We start from the raw sequence: 17163 nt of genomic DNA on the forward strand, positions 1-17163 counted from the left end.
GCCCTAAAAGGAGCTAAGATGATGTCAGCAAAATTCATCTTGGTTGCGATTATACTACTTTGTATAATCGTTGTCAAGGCTTATTAAGCCTTAGCCCTGCTTTGGCGGGGCTATGATGAGTTTAACCTGTGGATTCTGCTTTTGCTATATAAATTTCCATTGATTGTTTTTATTGTTTTAATATTGTGAATTATGGGTTCTAGTCGTCATTGTGAGGAACGAACGAAGTGAGAGACGCGACAATCTATAATAAGAAACTTAAGTAAATATGCAATGGAATCTTTAAGGGCGAGGTTCTAACAAATCTCTCGCAATGATGCGGCAGTTAAAGCACGAATGCTTGTTCAAAAATTCGTTTGCTAGGATATTCTAACGCAGTCAATCGTGCATTTGGCTTTGTTTTGTGATAAACACAACCCGTATCTATGGCGGCAAAATTATCTGTTATCAACACTTCTTTTTGCACATCATGCCCAAAAACATTAAACACTCCATAGCGTTTTTTGGCTTCTTTTTGTAGATTGTGCATTTTGAGCCTACTCCAAGTCATCGCTTGGGATTCCTTGTCGCGCACTTTATAATAAGGCAACCCAAAGCCATGCGTAACAAGCAACCGCTTCCCTTGAGCGTCGCAAATGTCAATCTCTAGAAATCTAGGCAACTCTACAAGCCATTCTAAGTGTTCGTGAATCTTGCGCAATCCCCCATACCGCCGATAGCTTTCCATCGTCTCATAGCCTCCATTGCTAATCCACACGCTCCCTCTGCCGCTGCTTGGAATCTTATGATAATACTCCAACATTAACTCTTCGTGGTTTCCAAGCACACAAGCAAAATTATGCGAAATCGCCAAATCAATCACCTCGCAACTTTTATCGCCTCTATCTATCAAATCTCCTGTTAGAATGATTTGCGATTCCCATTTACGCGGTAATTTTTCAATCAACAAATATAAAGTATCATAACAACCATGCACATCACCAATCACATAAACAGGCTGTGAGTTGTCAAAGTTTTTCGCTTCCAAGTTTTAAGATTCCTGCATTGTCACGTTTATTGCTTAAAACCCAACCGCACTAAGAATAAAATAACAAATTGCGCTAAAAACCGCAGATACCGGCACGGTAATCACCCAAGCCGCAATGATTTTGTTAATCGCGGAACGCTTGACTAATTCTTCTTGATAAGCTTCTTTAAGCCTTTTTTGTTCTTTTTTCTTCAATTCGGGAATGTCAATGTTTTTTGACAATGACTTTTTGATTTTCTTTTTTGCTTCTTTTTTTTCAATAATGCTTAGAATCGCTTTTTTGCGACGAATGGAAGCATTACGGAATTTATCCAAAAACTCTTTGACTTTCTCGCCATCTTCTCCCTCACGAGATTCAAGAATCTTAAATTCCATTTCTTTATATTGTCGTTTGAGATGTTCGCGCAAAAACCCTACGCCAAACACCGCACCAATCGCGATATGAGTGGAGCTTACAGGCATTCCTAATTCACTTGCAATTAACACGGTTAGTGCCGCACTCATTGCGATACAATAAGCACGCATTTGGTCTAATTCTGTAATCTCGCTTCCCACCGTGCGGATAAGTCGTGGTCCAAAAAGCGCAAGTCCAATAGAGATTCCAAGCCCACCAATTAGCATAATCCAAAAAGGCACACTCATATTACCAAATTCAAAAGCAATCTTAAGGGAATTGTTGATTGCCGCTAAAGGTCCTACTGCGTTGGCAACATCATTTGCACCATGCGCGAAACTCAAAAGCGCGACAGCAAAAATCAATGGAATCGTAAAAAGCTTGTTAATTTCTTCTTTTTTGTTCTCTAGCTTTTCTAAAGCTTTTTTAATAATGGGTTTCACGACAAAAAGCACCACGATTGCGATTGCCACACTCAACCCAAAGGCTACCTTACTATCTAGTGTGATAATGTGGCGCAAGCCTTTATTAATCAAATATAAGCTAAATGCCCAAGTCATAAAGGCAATCAGATAAGGCACGACATTTTCAGCAGATATTTTTTTGTTTTTCTTGTAAGTAATCGTGTGTTTAATGAAAAACAATAGAATCGCTGCGATGATTCCGCCCATTACAGGGGAAATAACCCAGCTTCCTACGATTCCGCCTAATTCGCCCCAATTCGCTACTCCAAATCCACCCGCTGCGATTCCAGAACCTAAAATACCGCCCACAATCGCGTGTGTCGTGGAAACAGGCGCACCAATCACGGTGGCAATGTTTAGCCAAATCGCACCAGAAACCAACGCGGCAAGCATAAGGGTAACAAACTGCTTTTGGTCTCCAATAGCATCTACGGAAATAATACCCGAACTCACGGTGCTTACGACTTCTCCTCCGGCAATCAATGCTCCTAAAATCTCGCAAACTGCTGCAATAATAATCGCGCCTGTCATCGTCAAGGCTTTAGAGCCTACTGCGGGTCCCATATTGTTGGCAACATCGTTTGCGCCGATATTAAGTGCCATATAACCACCGACAATTGCTGCAAATCCTAAAAGAATGGGATTCGTAACCTTTTCCGCAAAAGCAACCATTACGATAATCGCTAATACAAACGCAAAGATAATACTTGCTTTTTGTAAATCTTCTTTGTTGATTTTAAACCCTCTATCGGGTCGCAAAAAACTCTCCATTTTCCTCTCCCTACTACCCAAACAATTTTAGGAATTTTGGATATTTTTAATATAATTAACCTTATATTTTAGCACAACTTTGCCAAAAACAACAAATTTTCTTCACACTTTGACTTGCGGAATCTTTATCGTCAATGTAGATTGCATACAAAATAATGCAATGGAATCTTTAAGGCGAGATATTGGTTATGGATTACCACGACTCCTACGAAGTCTCGCAATGACAAAATGCGGGGGATTCCGCGTTGGCAAGGCGTCCCTATCCAAGCGGATTTTTGTATCCTAGTAGCTTTGCGATTCCTCGTTTTTGGGCTTGAATCTGCTCACCCCGCGCGATTAACTCATAAAAATGCTCCTGATATTCTTCTAATATCTGCGAATCCAAAAACCAATTTGGCAAAGGCATTTCTTTTAGCTCCTTTTCGCCCACGCGCTCGTTGTTGCTTTGGTAGATTTTGCTAAGCATGGAATGCCCTTCAAAGGACAAAAAGTAAAAATACAACGCCCTAGCAATCCTAGAATCTTTCACTCTAAGCACGAGGATTCCGGCATTTGGCAAAACAATCTTTTGTGCCGCATTTGAGCCGATGATTGCGACTTTTGGAGCAACTCCCCGCATGGATAGCAAAAGATCATAAGGTTGCACTTTGAGTTCGTGCAAACGCTTAAGATTTGGCTTTAACACATAATCATCAAACGCATTGCTAAAACCATAGTTTGCAAAATCTTTGATTCCCAAATCATAACAACCCAACAAATCCTTATCTTGTTGCGTCTCTATGCGCACTCCGCGATAGCATTTTTCTATGAATTGTCCCAATAACACTGCGGTTTGTTTGGAATGATTGCTGTTTTGAAACTGCATATAATACGAGGGTTTGAGATTTTCCAAATCCAACGCCTGATAATCTCGCAAACAAGTAATGTCGCTGTTTTGTTTAAGCGCAAACAAATCCAATATTTCTTCTTGTTTGATGAGTTTGTTGTATTTGCCCTCTTTGAGATAAAAACTCTGTGCGTCCATAAAAAACACGCGCTTATTGTTTGGAGAAAGCACAAGCAAACAAAACTCCCCCATTTGATGCGGAAAAATGTTTGTCGGTAATTCTATAATCGCCTCTATCAATCCCGATTCTATGAGATATTGGCGCAATCGTTCTCCTATGGGTTTGTTTAACAACACAGAACGAATAATGAAAATCGCTTTTTTTTCAAAATTGCAAAGCGCAAAATCCAAAAACGGAATCTCGGGGGCTGTTTTGGTATAAGGAGCAAGTGGAGAATCTTTTGGGGCTTTAAGATTAAGATGCGTAAGCAAGGGCGGATGGCAAAAGATTTTATCAAATTTGTTTGATGAATTTTTGGATTGCTTTTGTGGGTTTGAAATTTCCTTAAATTTAGCGGATTCTTTGAAAATATCCGCAACTTCTAAATAGCAATTTTTGAATCCCAAAAGAGCCGCAAGGACTTTGGCGATTCCAATTAGTTTTGGGTGAATATCTACGCCGAAAAATCGGCATTCTTTATGATGCGCACTTAACGATAAAAGCCAAGAACCCATACCGCAGCAAGGATTATAAATGCTTTCATTCTTTTGCAAATGAAGCAATCCGCACACGAGAGCGTTAATCTCTGCGGGCGTGGCATAATCATAGAGCTTTAAAATTGTTTTTTGCAACGCAATGGTTTGGATAAAATCCTCCAATTCTTGCGCATTAATTTTGAGATTCTGCGCGATTTTGAAAACCTTTTTATAGTTTAACTTCGGATTGATAAGGATTTGAGAGCTTAAATCGTATTTTTGCAACTCTTCATAAAAGCTTGGTGGAATCTCACGCTTCTTATATTCTAAAATTTCCGCAACCAAAGCTTGATTTTGGGCAACTAGCAAAAACTCCAAACTTAAACGCAACACATCAAAATTATCTTCGTGGTATTTTTGAATATATTGAAAAATCCGTAACAACTCTTTCACTTCGCCCCTTTCATCTATACATTGGTAGCCAATCTAACACAAAAAGAATATGGCACACGCCCACCACACAACCAAAACCCAACAAAGCATAAATCGTCCAATTTCCGCCCTTGACGCGAAAATCAGTTTTGGAATCTTGCGCATTGGCTTGACGCGCGATTCTGTGGGATTTGAGCAATAATGCAGGAATAATCACAGACCAAATCGTCGCGGCAAGTCCCGCCCAACCAATCGCCAACAAAAAGCCATCAGGATAGAGGATTCCACCTATAATTGGAGGCACGAAAGAAACGAGCATTGTTTTCGTGCGCCCCAATCGGCTATCATCAAATCCACATAAATCCGCCATATAGTCAAACAAACCAAGCCCCGCACCCAAAAACGAAGTCGCTACAGCCAAAAAGGCGAATCCCTCCAACATTCGCAACAAAAACGCGGTGTTTAGATTAAGACTTGCTGCTTCAATCAAATGGCGCACATTGCCTCCTGCGGCGATAACTTCCTTAAAAGCAGTGCGTTCAATGTTGCCATCACACGCGACATTCCACACTGCATAAGCGAAAAACGCAATCAAAGTGCCATAAACTAAGCATTGATTAATCTTTGTTGGTTCTTTGCCAAAATACTTTACAAGACTTGGCACACTTGCGTGAAAACAAAAAGAAGTGAGGTAAGTAGAAAGTGCGACAAAAACAAAGATTTCATACGCATTGTCATCGTGGTGCAAATCTAGCAAATAAGACATTTTTAGCTCACTTAGCATTCCACTCATCGCAAAGCAAAAGGTCAAAACCATTCCACCAATCATAATAACAGAGAATCTATCCACCGCATAAGTGCTCCACCAAATACAGCCACTAAGCAGAATCGCAAAAAGCAAACTTGCAAGAGTTTTAGGAATCTCATAATCAAAGGCGACAATAGAAATATGCACAACCATAGAACCACCGCCACTTACATAAGCATAAATTAAAATATAAAGCACAAATGCGACACTTAAGCCATTAATGAGATTCCAAAATTTGCCCAAATTATCCAAAACAAGCGTATGAAAACTTGAACCGGGATTGTAATGCAGATTCACTTCTAGCAAAGCTTGGGAAGAAAGCAACATCATAAACCAAGTCAAAATCAATAATCCAAAAGAATACCAAACCCACATTCCCGCACTAATTGTGGGCAATGCCAACATTCCCGCGCCAATGGCAGTCCCAGCGACAATCATCGTCCCACCAAATACACTTGGCTTATGCCCAATTTTAAACATTTTATGCCTTTTGTAAGTTATTTGCAACATTATACCTAAGATTGAACCGACTTCAACTTCAATCGTTTAAATTTAATGAATTAACAATTTTTTAGGCTTGCTTTGTGTAGAATTTGAATTTTTAAAATTAGGGATTAACAAAATGGAACAACAAGCGTTAGCATTAAAATATCGTCCAATGGATTTTGAAGAACTCATCGGACAAGAAGCGGTTAGTCGCACTCTTTCTTTAGCATTAAGCAGTAAGCGACTTTCTCATGCTTATTTATTTTCAGGCTTACGCGGAAGCGGCAAAACCTCTAGTGCTAGAATCTTTGCGCGCGCTTTACAATGCGAAAATGGTCCATCGGCTAAACCTTGTGGCGTCTGCGCTAACTGCGTCGCGGCGAATCCTCACAAAATGCGACACATTGATATTATAGAATTAGATGGTGCTTCAAGTCGCAAGATTGATGATATTCGTGATTTGATTGAACAAACCAAATACCACCCCAATATGGGAAGATTCAAAATCTTTATCATTGACGAAGTGCATATGCTCACCAAAGAAGCCTTTAACGCGCTTTTAAAGACTTTGGAAGAGCCACCAGAATATGTGAAGTTTATCTTAGCCACAACTGACCCTTTAAAGCTCCCCGCGACGATTCTAAGTCGCACACAACATTTTCGCTTCAAGCGCATTTCAGACAAAAGCATTCTGGAACATCTCAAAAACATTCTGCAAAAAGAACAAATCACCTATCAAGAAGAAGCCTTAAATATGCTGATTCGTAGCGGTAGCGGTTCTTTGCGTGATACTTTAACTCTACTAGATCAAGTGATTATTTATTCCAACTACAATATCACGACAGAATCATGTGCAAATATGCTAGGCTTAATCAATCCCCAAAGCCTCAATGCTTTGTTTGAATGTATTTTTAAACAAGATAGAGAAGCTTTACTACGCGAGATTGAAGCGTTTTTTGAATATGAAAGCGAAATGCTTTTAGATGAGATGAGCATTTTTCTCAAAGACAAACTCCTAAGGGGTGAGGATTCTCGTTATAACACTTTATTGATTGACCGCTTTTTTAGGATTCTAGCTCAAGCGAAAGAATTATTGTTTTTGGGTTCTGAAGATGAGTTTGTCCTCACACTTAGCGTGTTTAAAATGCTAGAAGCCCTCAAGGTAGAACAAATTGACTTAGCGATTGAAAATTTAGAAAAAGGTTTGCTTGATAATCTCCCCAAACAGCTTCCAAATACTTCCACAGCTCCAGCGATTCAAGAGATTCCACCAACTACAAATGCGATTCCACAAACCCAAACCACACAAACCCAACCACAAGCGGAATCCCCACTTGAAACTAATCCCAAAAAACAGCCCGATAATGAGCGCAATCTAGCAATGTTTGCACTACTAAACCAAAAAATTTACGACCGCAATTACGAATTAGGAGAAATTTTTGCCAAAGAAATTTCCTTTGTTTCTTTTGAAAACAATCTCTTAACTTGGGAAAGTCGCGCACAAGATAAGAATCGCGAAAGACTTAAAAACAGCTATTCTATCATTAAAAATTTTGTTTTAGAGATTTTTGGTATCCAAACGCAAATCCAATCCATCAATAAACCAATCCAAACTCCCACAATTCAAGAATCACAAGAAGATTCCACCCAAGAAAAACAGCCTAAAATCCCACAAAATCACCAAGTAGAGCAAACGCAAACTCCAGAGATTCCAACACAAACGCAAAATCTAAAGACACCACAAGCAGAATCGCAAACAACACAGCCGACAAACGACGCACAAACTGCGATTGCTGCCGAAGTCAATGCGGCTTTGGAGTTGCCTTTGTTACAAAGTGCGAAAGAACTCCTAGAGATTAAGCAAATCAAAGTGCGCCCCAAATCTCCAAATACAATGTGAGCATAAAATGGAATGGATTTTAAAAGAAGAGGAGTTAGCAAAACTCGCACAAATTTTGGATTTGAAGAATCATCAAGGCATTTATTTGCTAAGCGGAGACTTGGCAAGCGGCAAAACAACGCTAGTTAAAGCCCTAGTCAATGCACTAGGAAGCAAGGCAAAGGTTACTTCTCCGACTTTTTTAACCGCATTGGATTATGGCAATCATATCTACCATTATGATATTTACAACAAAGATTTAAAAGAACTCTTTGCTTTAGGGTTTTTAGAAGAAATTGAAAAAGAAGGTTGGCATTTTATTGAATGGGGCGATGAAAATTTAGCTAAAATTCTACAACAAATTGGTTTGCCATTTTGTCGCATTATCATTAATATAGAACAAAATCAGCGAAAATACAGCATTCAAGGAACATTATGCACACACTAGAAGCGATACTTTTAAGCAAAACCATCAAAAAAACCAAAATCATTAGTGGAATCTCCTTGCGTGTGCAAAGCGGAGAAGTAGTCGGGCTTTTAGGACCCAATGGAGCGGGAAAAACAACGACTTTTTATATCATTTGTGGGCTTTTAGGGGCAAGTAGTGGCAAAGTTTGTTTTGACAATCAAGACATCACGCATTTAAGCCTACACAAACGCGCACAACTTGGAATTGGCTATTTACCGCAAGAATCTAGCGTGTTTAAAGATTTGAGCGTAGAAGAAAATCTCCTTATTGCCGCGGAAGTTTGTTTGCTAGACGAAGAAGAAAGAGACAAGCGCATTGAAGAGTTATTGGAAGAATTTAGCATTGAACCTATTCGGAATCGCAAAGGAATCAATTTAAGCGGAGGTGAAAGAAGACGCGTAGAAATTGCACGCGCTTTAGTTAAAAAGCCGAAATTTATTTTGCTTGATGAACCCTTTGCGGGAGTTGATCCTATCGCGGTATTGGATATTCAAAACATCATCAAAAAACTGCTGGAATTAGGCATTGGTGTGCTTATCACAGACCATAATGTGCGCGAAACGCTCGGCGTTTGCAACCGCGCTTATGTGATTAACAAAGGCACTTTACTCGCAAGTGGAGATTCTAATGAGATTTACGAAAACGAACTTGTCCGCAAACATTACTTAGGTGAGAATTTCAAAATATGAAACTACGAACCCAAACCCAAACAACGCTTAAAACAAAACTCTCTTCCACGCTTAAAAGTTGGCTTCCGATTCTCCAAAGCGGAATGAGTGATTTAGAAGAAACGCTAAGCGAGTTTGGCAAGGAGAATCCTTATTTTAATATCAAATCCAACATTGCGCAAGATTTTAGCTCCCAAAACTCTGCACAAAAAAAGCGTCAAAAAGAAATCCAAAGAGGCGCGAAAGGCTCTAGTTTAGAGGGAGATGGGATTGAACAATTTTGCATTCAAGAAGAATCCCTAGAAGTCGTGCTTAGCGGACAAATCGTGCCGCCTTTGTTTCCAACGAAAAGCTCTCAAGAAATCGCGAAAATGATCATTGAAAATCTTAATGAAGAGGGTTATTTCGAAGGGGATTGTGAGCAGATTGCACAGACTTGTAGCGAGATTCTCCAAACTCCAATCCACGCCACAGAGGTTGAAAAAATCCGCAAAAGATTCGCCTATCTTGACCCGCCCGGAATCGCGGCATTGGATTTGATAGAATCTTTTTATTTCCAATTAGACAATTTAGATGTATCAAACGAGGTTTATTCTCTATGCCTTGAGATTCTGCAGAATTTGGCAAATCACGCTAAGCACAAAAACGCGCCTTTTTATGAAAAAGCCATGCGTGTGATTCAAAGCTTCAAAAACCCCCCTGCCCTTGATTTTTTCCAAAAAGAAGCAGCGATTATCCCGGATATTTTGGTTTTGGAAGAAAAAAACAATATCCAAGTGCAAATCAATGAAAAATATTATCCAAGCATTGAAATCCAAACACAACCCAAAGATGATAAAATCAAATCCAAAGAAGAGTTTATCAAAACCAAAATCAAAGAAGCGCGCGACCTCGTAGATGCGCTTGAAATGCGTAAAGCCACCTTGTATAAAATTGGATTAATGATTGTAGAATACCAATACGAATTTTTCAAAGGAGGCGAAATCAAGCCAATGAAGCTTAAAGATTTAGCCGAAGAGTTTGGACACGCTCCTAGCACCATTTCACGCGCAATCTCCAATAAGTTTTTAGAATGCTCACGCGGAATCTTCCCACTTAAAAACTTCTTCGCCACAGCGATTGATGAGGAAACTGCCAATACAACCATCAAAGACTTTGTTTCGGATTTAATCAAAAACGAAAACAAGCAAAAACCGCTAAGCGATAATAGAATCCTAGAACTAATTGAGGAGAAATTTAATATCAAAATGGTGCGACGCACGATTACAAAATACCGCGCCCAACTTAATATCGCAAGTTCTAGTGAGCGCAAAAAACTCTACAAAATCTCCCTCTCTTCACACTAGTTTCAGCTTAGCTTCACATTAGCTTCACACTGACAAGCTAAAATCGCACTATCCAAATTTTTAAGGAGCAAACAATGAAAACAAAATTTATTTTCTCTGTTGCACTCGTAGGTGCTTTAATCTCTAGCGCGTTAAGTGCGGATTATTCTAAAACAAGCAATGAAGAGCTTGTCAAACTATCGGGCAAAGTCTCTCCCAAGGATTATCCTGATTATAAAATAGAAATCCACAAACGCATAGAAGAAATGAAAGTCAAAGACGCAAGAGCATTTCAAGAACAACTACGCGCAGCGCATTTAAAGGCGACAGAAAAAATGTCAGAAACAGAATATCGCAAGTATCAAGAAGAGCGCAGAATAGCCATACAAAAGCATATGGATTCTATGACGGGCGCAGAGATTAGAGAAAGTGGGCTGATGGGAAGAGGCTTTCATCACAATAGAGGCTTTCACGATACTAAAGGCTATGGGCATGGGAAGCGGAATCTAGACTGCCCAACTAGACCGCATAGATTCTAACACCTCTTTAGCTTATGCTTTATCATAAGGGCTTTCGCATCGTGCGTTAGCCCTCGCCGTCATTGCGAGAATTGCAACGCAATTCATGGTGTGCAATTTGTGAAACAAATTTCACCCGCTTCAGCGCAAATCTATAATGTAGAGATTCAGAAAACTTTACAATGGAAATTTCAAAGGCGAAATTCTAGATTATGGATTGCTTTGTCTGCTTCGCTTCCTCGCAATGACGACAGGTGAGGTTCCATAGCCAATTTGATTTTTAAAACAACACAATTACCGATGCCAATTTTGCTTTTTTGCGCGGTATTTGCCACGAATCGCAACCGCAAAAGGCACGAACTGATGACGGAACTTCAGCGCAAAATTGCGCATTTTTTTGAGATTCCGACTATCAACTGCATAGAGCATTTGATACTCTTCAGGCGAGAAAAACCACGCGCCCTTAGGCTTAAAAATCCTAAATCCCAAACGATTGATTGCGCTTAGGCGCGAAAGCTCCATAAAGATTCCATCAGAAATATCCATACCCGCCTTTGCGATTTGATTTAGACTAAAAAGCATATCAGGATACAAAAGAGGCTTGGCAAAGCGAGAAAATTTCGGGATTCTTTTATTAGCATAGAATCGCAAACAAGTTTTTAGGGTTTGGAGATTGCGCCCAAAACTCTGCGCTTTGGCGTGATTTAAAGCACCCTTAGGGCTGATATATCCCAATAAATTTCCTCTTTTGATTCCGCTACGATATAGAGTTTTGCGCCTTTCTTGTCCTAAAAGTGTCAAAGAAAAGTGCAACTTCTCGCCCACAAGCGTATCGCCACCGATAATTTGAAGTTGATGTTTTTTGGCACTTTCTCCTATGATTTGTGCAAGTCTTGTAACTTCTTGAAAACAAGCAGGGATACAAAGGCTTAAAAGCGCAAAGCGTGGAATCGCATTCATCGCGTAAATATCAGAGAGATTAACCAAAAAGCATTTCTCTACAAGAGATTCCAAATCCGCCCACGCTAATTTGAAATGAACCTCTTCAAAAAACGCGTCATTGGCAATCACATAGGAATCTAGCAAGACGCCATCATCTCCGATTCCAAAAGTTGCGCCGCTTTGCTTAAGTGCGCTAATAAATGCCTTTTCCCTATCACGCATTAATTTTAGTCTATTTTCATACTCAAATCAATCCAAACCGCTTGGTGCGTAATCGCCCCAACAGATACCGCATCAACGCCACTTTGGGCATATTCTCGGATATTTCTAAGGTTGATATTGCCACTTGCTTCTAGCAAAACATTAGGAGCCATTTCATTGCGCATTTTGACGACTTCTTTAACCATTGGAATCTCCATATTATCGCACATTAAAATATCCACTTGCGCCTCTAGGGCTTCTTTTGCCTGTAAAAGATTCTCACACTCTACTTCAATATTTGCGACAAAGGGGGTCTTCCCGCGTATATCTTCAATAAATTTTTTCAGTGAAAGAATCCTTGTCAAATGCGTATCTTTAAGCATTAAACAATCATCTAAGCCCGAACGATGATTCACCGCGCCACCATTGCGTGTAGAGTATTTTTCAAACTCCCGAAGCAAAGGGCGCGTTTTTCTTGTATCTAGCAAGACGCAGTTTGTGCCTTCTAGCTTTTGTGCATAGGTGTGCGTTAGGGTTGCGATTCCGCTAGAATGCTCCAATAAATTCAAAATCGTGCGTTCTGCGCTTAGCAATTCGCTCATATTTCCTTCAAAATTCACGATTCGCTCACCTGCCCTAAACACCATACCATCATCAAAGATAAATTCACATTTTAGGTTTAACAACTCACAAAGTCGTTCAATATAAATCTTCCCTGACAACACGCCCTCTTCTCTTGCAAGAATATAAGCTTCTATGTTAGTATCGTTTTTCATTCGCGTATATAAATCACCGCGTCCAATATCCTCTTGTAACACTTCTTTCAAAAAATTATCTAGTAAAATCTTGTGCATTTTTACTCCTTTTTTAAGATAATTGTAGCATTTTATCTAATGCTTTTTTTGCACTCTTTGCGATTTTAGAATCCAAAAGAATCTCATTATAAGATTCGCCTTTTTGGATTGCTTGTAGGCATTTTAACACATCTTGCAAAGTCGTTTCATTCATTGTTGGGCATTCGGGCTTTGTAGAGCTTAGCACAAAAGTGTTTTGGATTCCATTAATAGGCTTTCTTAAGCGATTGACGAGATTAAATTCCGTGCCTACGGCGACTTTTTGGGCTTCATCTAAACTCTGCACATATTGGATTATTTGGCTAGTTGAGCCGACAAAATCCGCTTTTTGGACAACACTGGGCTGACATTCAGGATGCACGGCAATCAAAATATCAGGAAATTTAGCACGATAAAAGTCAATATCTTGTGGGGTAAAGAGCTGATGCACAGAACAAAATCCATTATAACAAATCACTTGCGCTTCCTTGATAGCTTCCACAGAATCCAGACCTAAAACCGCGCTTTTAAGCCCGTTTTGACTTGCAAGATTCTGTCCCAAACAGCTATCGGGCAAGAAGAATATTTTTTTGTTGGATTTAAGAGCAAAATCTAAAATCTTTGCCGCATTAGAACTCGTGCAAACAACACCCTCTAGCTCTGCGACTTTGGCTTTCACTTCGGCATTAGAGTTAATATAAGTAATCGGAAAAATCTCTGTGATTCCATAGCTTTTTAACAACGCGATAGATTGATCAAAATAATCACTATCTATCATTCTTGCCATAGAACAACACGCGATTCTTGGCATAAAGACTTGTTTTGTCGGGGCTAAGATTTTTACGCTTTGCCCCATAAAGCCAACACCGCAAAAGATGATTTTAGATTTTTCACTCGCACTAGCTTTACGCGCTAATTCTAAACTATCTCCTGTCAAATCAGCCATTTCTACGATTTCATCACGCTGATAAAAATGCGCAACCAAAAGTGCGTCTAATTCTGTCAATAAATCTCTAATTTGTTGTTTCATTGATATTTCCTTATGATGATTTGTCTTCAAAATAATTGGAATCTTGAGAATCCTTTGGTATTTGAGATTCTATGGTTTGCGTTTTTGAGCTATGAGCCGCTATACATTGCCCGAAATAAACCTCTTCTCCAATTTTCAAATCATAATGCCAATTTTTGGTCAATAACACAATCGTAGAACCCATCAAAAAACTTCCAATTTCATCGCCCTTTTGAAGCGATATAGGAGGTTCAAAGGACACGCTTTGAGATTCTTTAAATTCCACAACTTCAGGCGCGAAGTTTATTTGAATCTTGCCCACATTAAGCGCACCCACAGCAATTAAATAGAACGATTCCCCAAACTCATCTTCGCATTCTAGCACGACGCGTTTGTTTTGGGTGAAAACTTCATTGTGTTTAAGTAGGGATTTTTCACACACGCTAAGCAGTTTGCCTTGGATAAACTCCAAATACTTGACTTTAAGATTCAAAGGTGCGTGGAATCTATGATAATCGCGAGGCGAGAGATAGAAATTAACAAAATAATAGCCCTCTTCTAATTTCTTCCTCACAAAATCACTCACACGATAACTTTTACCTTTGATTTGCATTGCATAATCTTCTTGGCATAAACCCATTTCCATAATCCTAGAATCGCAAGGAGCAATCAAATGAAATTTCGCTTTATCAAAAGGGCGCATTTTGACAAGTGAGCGCGTAAAAAGCGCGTTGAGATTCGGGAAACTCGCCAAAGTATCAAATTCATCTAATTTAATATCAAAAATCTTCACATAAGCCGCATTAATCCAACGCTGCAATCTAGGGTGAAATCTATAACGAGCGAACCTTTCAAAACATAAAGAAAGCATATTTGTGTAATGCAAAACTACTCCTTAACCCAAAGAGGGTTTTCATTTAAGTCCGGACGATTGCAAAGAATTTCAAAAGGCTTGAAACGCTCTTTATAGCCCATTGAAAGATGATTTGGTATCCAATAGCCCGGATAAAGATATTTGATATTATACCTTTTTGCAACTTCTATCTGTTTGAGAATAGAATAAGTGCCGATAGAAAAATGCTCATAATCGTGGTCATAAAAACAATAAACCGCCGAAATCACGGGAGGCAAAATATCCACATAGGCAACACCTACTAATTTTTCTCCCACATAATAATCAAATTCATAACCAAAGTCTAAATATCCTTGCACAAAAGTATCATAATATGCCTCTAAGGTGATTCCTTGATATTCCCAACCCTTTTTTTCTTGCATTTTTTGGTGGTATTTTTCATAAAGAGACAAATGCTCATTACTCACTCTTGGGCGCGTAACTTGCAGGGTAAGAGGAGCTTTTAGTGTGCGTTTGTTGGATTTAGAAAATACGAAATTCGCACAATCTTGACGGATAGAAATACACGCATCGCAGCTCTTGCAAGTTGGCACGAAAAAGTAATTCCCAAATCGCCTCCAACCACGCTCTAACAGCGCATAATAAAGATAAGTCGTGCAATCTTTAATATAAAAATACCGAAAAGACGCTTCTAAATTTGGCAAATAGCTACAAGGTCTTGGAGCTTGGACTAACTCATAAACTTCCATTGACTACTTTAAACTTAAATGAAGTTTGGAATCTTTTAGGGATTCTGCATTGCCACTTTGTGTTTGAAATTCTTTTTTAGCGGTCGTTACTTTTTGTAAATAATTACGCGCTTCTTCGTATTTCAAGGAAGTGCGTAATTTACGATACACTTCAGCAGAAGTCATTGAATTAATCACTTGCACTGCCTTTGTGCGGTCTTTGTCAAACACACTTAAGACATTTCCGCTTCCTGTATTATAAGCTGCAATCACGCAATATTCGTGGGATAATGAGTTTTTCACACCCGTAATATAGCGCGTAAAAAGAATATTTAGATAAGTAGAACCATATTGGATATTGGTTTTTGGCACAAAAAGCATTTCTTTAGTTGGGATTCCATCTTGATTATTAAGAGTTCTATAAACATCTCTTCCGGCACTTGTTGGCACGACTTGCATTAATCCATAAGCTGGAATATGGCTCACCGCATAAGGGTTAAAGCTAGATTCTGTTTTGATAATTGCGAAGATTAATGCCTGTTCTAGCTGATATTGTTTAGCAAAAATTGCGACATATTCGCCGTATTTATGCTCACTTTGCGCTTCTCTATCTTCTACCATATCAAATTGCACGAAATAAACTTTCTTTTTTGTGCCATTTTCTGTAATCTCTGTCGTTTGAAGCTTATTTGCGAGTAAATACTCCGCATAGCGATTCGCTCTCCATGGATAAAGCACCGCTTCTCCCTCATTATCCTTTACCAAATCCGCCAAATAAGGTTTGCTTGTAAAGGTAACTTCTTTGTCTGAATACAAATCCACTTCTTCTGGGTCTTCTGGCGTTAATAGCGTCGTAACGATTGCCTTTTTGAGGGATTCTTCGGGATTCTTTGTATCTAGTGTTGCTACGGAAATCACGCCTTTGCTAAAATCCACTTGAGCGCGTGAAAGGTAAGAATCTGTGTATTTAACATACACTTCTTGCGAGGCGGTAGGCGCATTGTCTTCGCCCCATTTTTTAGAAGCATTTTGTGTCAAAGTCTCCACAACTTTTTTGAAGTTTGCTTGAAAACTTTTAATATCCGCTTCAATTTGCTCGGGATTTAGCGCGTAATTTACAGCTTTTTTAATCACCTGTTCTTTGGAGATACCTTGAGTGAGAATCTGCGGATTATAAATCAAATCCCTCACACCAAACAAACAACCGCTTAATAGGATTCCGCTTCCTATAATAATGCTGAAATTTTTTGCGATTCTAAGGATTTTCAAACGCTTAACATTCCTGTTTGAACTTCTTGAGACTTCTGCTCACCTGCAAAAACACGCGCGAGAAAAAACGCAAACTCCAATGCTGTCGCAGGTCCCCTAGAAGTAATCAAATTACCATCTTGCACGACATTTGAATCTGCTTTGTAATGAGGATTGTCAATCTCTTTTTCAATACTAGGATAGCAAGTGAAATTTTGATTAGTCAAAATCTTGTGCTTAAAAAGTGCTAAAGGTGCTGCACAAATCGCAGCGCAGATTCTTTCTTTTTCATTTAATTCGGACAGAATCGCGTGTAAAGCAGTAGAGGCGATTAGATTTTGTGTACCTTCCCAACCACCGGGCAAAACCACTCCATCTAAATTATTGGCTTGAATTTCTGAAATTTTCAAATCCGCGACAATCTTAACACCGCTTTGAGATTCCACAACAAGACTTTCTTGCGATTCTTTATCTACCGCAGCAAGGATTACTTCGCAGCCTACCCGCCTTAGCACATCTATCACACAAATCGCTTCAATCTCTTCAAACCCTTTTGCAAGTGGTATTAAAACTCTCGTTGCCATTG

Annotated in this window: 17 protein-coding genes; 6 read left to right on the forward strand and 11 right to left on the reverse strand. The window is 39.3% G+C overall.

Annotation, left to right across the window (positions count from 1 at the left end):
* Nucleotides 1–325 precede the first annotated feature (325 nt).
* Both LS69_RS05205 and LS69_RS05210 read right to left on the reverse strand, forming a co-directional pair.
* Nucleotides 326–1027: a metallophosphoesterase family protein gene (locus tag LS69_RS05205; RefSeq protein ID WP_138122853.1), complete on the reverse strand. Its 702-nt coding sequence runs from the start codon at nt 1025–1027 to the stop codon at nt 326–328.
* Nucleotides 1028–1060: 33 nt separating this feature from the next.
* Entirely contained in the window at nt 1061–2656 is a 1596-nt protein-coding gene (locus LS69_RS05210) for an inorganic phosphate transporter (protein WP_138122855.1), read from the reverse strand.
* 79 nt (nt 2657–2735) lie between these two features.
* On the opposite strand from LS69_RS05210, the gene LS69_RS05215 reads away from it, so the two are divergent.
* Entirely contained in the window at nt 2736–2942 is a 207-nt protein-coding gene (locus LS69_RS05215) for a hypothetical protein (protein WP_138122857.1), read from the forward strand.
* On the opposite strand, the gene LS69_RS05220 is transcribed toward LS69_RS05215, so the two are convergent.
* Both LS69_RS05220 and LS69_RS05225 read right to left on the reverse strand, forming a co-directional pair.
* Nucleotides 2916–4631: an N-6 DNA methylase gene (locus tag LS69_RS05220; RefSeq protein WP_138122859.1), complete on the reverse strand. Its 1716-nt coding sequence runs from the start codon at nt 4629–4631 to the stop codon at nt 2916–2918. The two genes, LS69_RS05215 and LS69_RS05220, sit on opposite strands and share 27 nt — an antisense overlap.
* A gap of 10 nt (nt 4632–4641) precedes the next feature.
* The gene (locus LS69_RS05225) at nt 4642–5898 is read right to left on the reverse strand and encodes an aromatic amino acid transport family protein (RefSeq protein WP_138122861.1); all 1257 of its coding nucleotides are present in this window, start codon (nt 5896–5898) and stop codon (nt 4642–4644) included.
* Nucleotides 5899–6040: 142 nt separating this feature from the next.
* Here LS69_RS05225 and LS69_RS05230 point away from each other — a divergent pair, with 142 nt between their 5' ends.
* From LS69_RS05230 to LS69_RS05250, 5 genes are all read left to right on the forward strand, one after another.
* Nucleotides 6041–7804: a DNA polymerase III subunit gamma/tau gene (locus LS69_RS05230; protein WP_138122863.1), complete on the forward strand. Its 1764-nt coding sequence runs from the start codon at nt 6041–6043 to the stop codon at nt 7802–7804.
* Between the two features lie 7 nt (nt 7805–7811).
* Nucleotides 7812–8231, forward strand: coding sequence for a tRNA (adenosine(37)-N6)-threonylcarbamoyltransferase complex ATPase subunit type 1 TsaE (gene tsaE, locus LS69_RS05235; protein ID WP_138122865.1), 420 nt, complete (start codon nt 7812–7814; stop codon nt 8229–8231).
* Nucleotides 8219–8941 (forward strand): LPS export ABC transporter ATP-binding protein, encoded by a 723-nt coding sequence (gene lptB / locus LS69_RS05240; protein WP_138122867.1) that lies wholly within the window; start codon nt 8219–8221, stop codon nt 8939–8941. Before tsaE ends, lptB begins: the two co-directional genes overlap by 13 nt.
* A complete protein-coding gene (locus tag LS69_RS05245) occupies nt 8938–10266 on the forward strand; it encodes an RNA polymerase factor sigma-54 (RefSeq protein WP_138122869.1) in 1329 nt (442 codons plus the stop codon). Before lptB ends, LS69_RS05245 begins: the two co-directional genes overlap by 4 nt.
* 74 nt (nt 10267–10340) lie before the next feature.
* The gene (locus LS69_RS05250; RefSeq protein ID WP_138122871.1) at nt 10341–10784 is read left to right on the forward strand and encodes a DUF1104 domain-containing protein; all 444 of its coding nucleotides are present in this window, start codon (nt 10341–10343) and stop codon (nt 10782–10784) included.
* A gap of 273 nt (nt 10785–11057) precedes the next feature.
* Here LS69_RS05250 and LS69_RS05255 read toward each other — a convergent pair whose 3' ends face one another.
* Genes LS69_RS05255 through LS69_RS05285 form a run of 7 tightly spaced genes read right to left on the reverse strand, consistent with a single transcriptional unit; the run spans nt 11058 to nt 17161 of the window.
* Nucleotides 11058–11927 (reverse strand): thiamine-phosphate kinase, encoded by an 870-nt coding sequence (locus tag LS69_RS05255; protein ID WP_138122873.1) that lies wholly within the window; start codon nt 11925–11927, stop codon nt 11058–11060.
* A 5-nt stretch (nt 11928–11932) separates the two neighbouring features.
* Complete coding sequence (gene nadC / locus LS69_RS05260) at nt 11933–12760, reverse strand: carboxylating nicotinate-nucleotide diphosphorylase (RefSeq protein ID WP_138122875.1); 828 nt, start codon at nt 12758–12760, stop codon at nt 11933–11935.
* Nucleotides 12761–12773: 13 nt separating this feature from the next.
* A complete protein-coding gene (gene nadA, locus LS69_RS05265) occupies nt 12774–13769 on the reverse strand; it encodes a quinolinate synthase NadA (RefSeq protein WP_138122877.1) in 996 nt (331 codons plus the stop codon).
* A 10-nt stretch (nt 13770–13779) separates the two neighbouring features.
* Nucleotides 13780–14634 (reverse strand): phosphatidylserine decarboxylase, encoded by an 855-nt coding sequence (locus LS69_RS05270; protein ID WP_238699170.1) that lies wholly within the window; start codon nt 14632–14634, stop codon nt 13780–13782.
* 2 nt (nt 14635–14636) lie between these two features.
* A complete protein-coding gene (locus LS69_RS05275) occupies nt 14637–15350 on the reverse strand; it encodes an arginyltransferase (protein ID WP_138122879.1) in 714 nt (237 codons plus the stop codon).
* Between the two features lie 3 nt (nt 15351–15353).
* Complete coding sequence (locus LS69_RS05280; protein WP_238699172.1) at nt 15354–16598, reverse strand: murein transglycosylase domain-containing protein; 1245 nt, start codon at nt 16596–16598, stop codon at nt 15354–15356.
* Nucleotides 16595–17161 (reverse strand): DJ-1 family glyoxalase III, encoded by a 567-nt coding sequence (locus LS69_RS05285; RefSeq protein WP_138122881.1) that lies wholly within the window; start codon nt 17159–17161, stop codon nt 16595–16597. Before LS69_RS05285 ends, LS69_RS05280 begins: the two co-directional genes overlap by 4 nt.
* Nucleotides 17162–17163 lie beyond the last annotated feature (2 nt).

The sequence above is a fragment of the Helicobacter sp. MIT 05-5294 genome, assembly GCF_000765675.1.
In the GTDB taxonomy this organism is placed as follows: Bacteria; Campylobacterota; Campylobacteria; order Campylobacterales; family Helicobacteraceae; genus Helicobacter_D.

Coding starts and splice junctions, on each gene's coding strand:
- LS69_RS05210 (WP_138122855.1), bottom strand. CDS start 2,656: ATGGAGAGTTTTTTGCGACCCGATAGAGGGTTTAAAATCAACAAAGAA.
- LS69_RS05225 (WP_138122861.1), bottom strand. CDS start 5,898: ATGTTTAAAATTGGGCATAAGCCAAGTGTATTTGGTGGGACGATGATT.
- LS69_RS05230 (WP_138122863.1), top strand. CDS start 6,041: ATGGAACAACAAGCGTTAGCATTAAAATATCGTCCAATGGATTTTGAA.
- tsaE (WP_138122865.1), top strand. CDS start 7,812: ATGGAATGGATTTTAAAAGAAGAGGAGTTAGCAAAACTCGCACAAATT.
- lptB (WP_138122867.1), top strand. CDS start 8,219: ATGCACACACTAGAAGCGATACTTTTAAGCAAAACCATCAAAAAAACC.
- LS69_RS05245 (WP_138122869.1), top strand. CDS start 8,938: ATGAAACTACGAACCCAAACCCAAACAACGCTTAAAACAAAACTCTCT.
- LS69_RS05250 (WP_138122871.1), top strand. CDS start 10,341: ATGAAAACAAAATTTATTTTCTCTGTTGCACTCGTAGGTGCTTTAATC.
- LS69_RS05255 (WP_138122873.1), bottom strand. CDS start 11,927: ATGCGTGATAGGGAAAAGGCATTTATTAGCGCACTTAAGCAAAGCGGC.
- nadC (WP_138122875.1), bottom strand. CDS start 12,760: ATGCACAAGATTTTACTAGATAATTTTTTGAAAGAAGTGTTACAAGAG.
- nadA (WP_138122877.1), bottom strand. CDS start 13,769: ATGAAACAACAAATTAGAGATTTATTGACAGAATTAGACGCACTTTTG.
- LS69_RS05275 (WP_138122879.1), bottom strand. CDS start 15,350: ATGGAAGTTTATGAGTTAGTCCAAGCTCCAAGACCTTGTAGCTATTTG.
- LS69_RS05285 (WP_138122881.1), bottom strand. CDS start 17,161: ATGGCAACGAGAGTTTTAATACCACTTGCAAAAGGGTTTGAAGAGATT.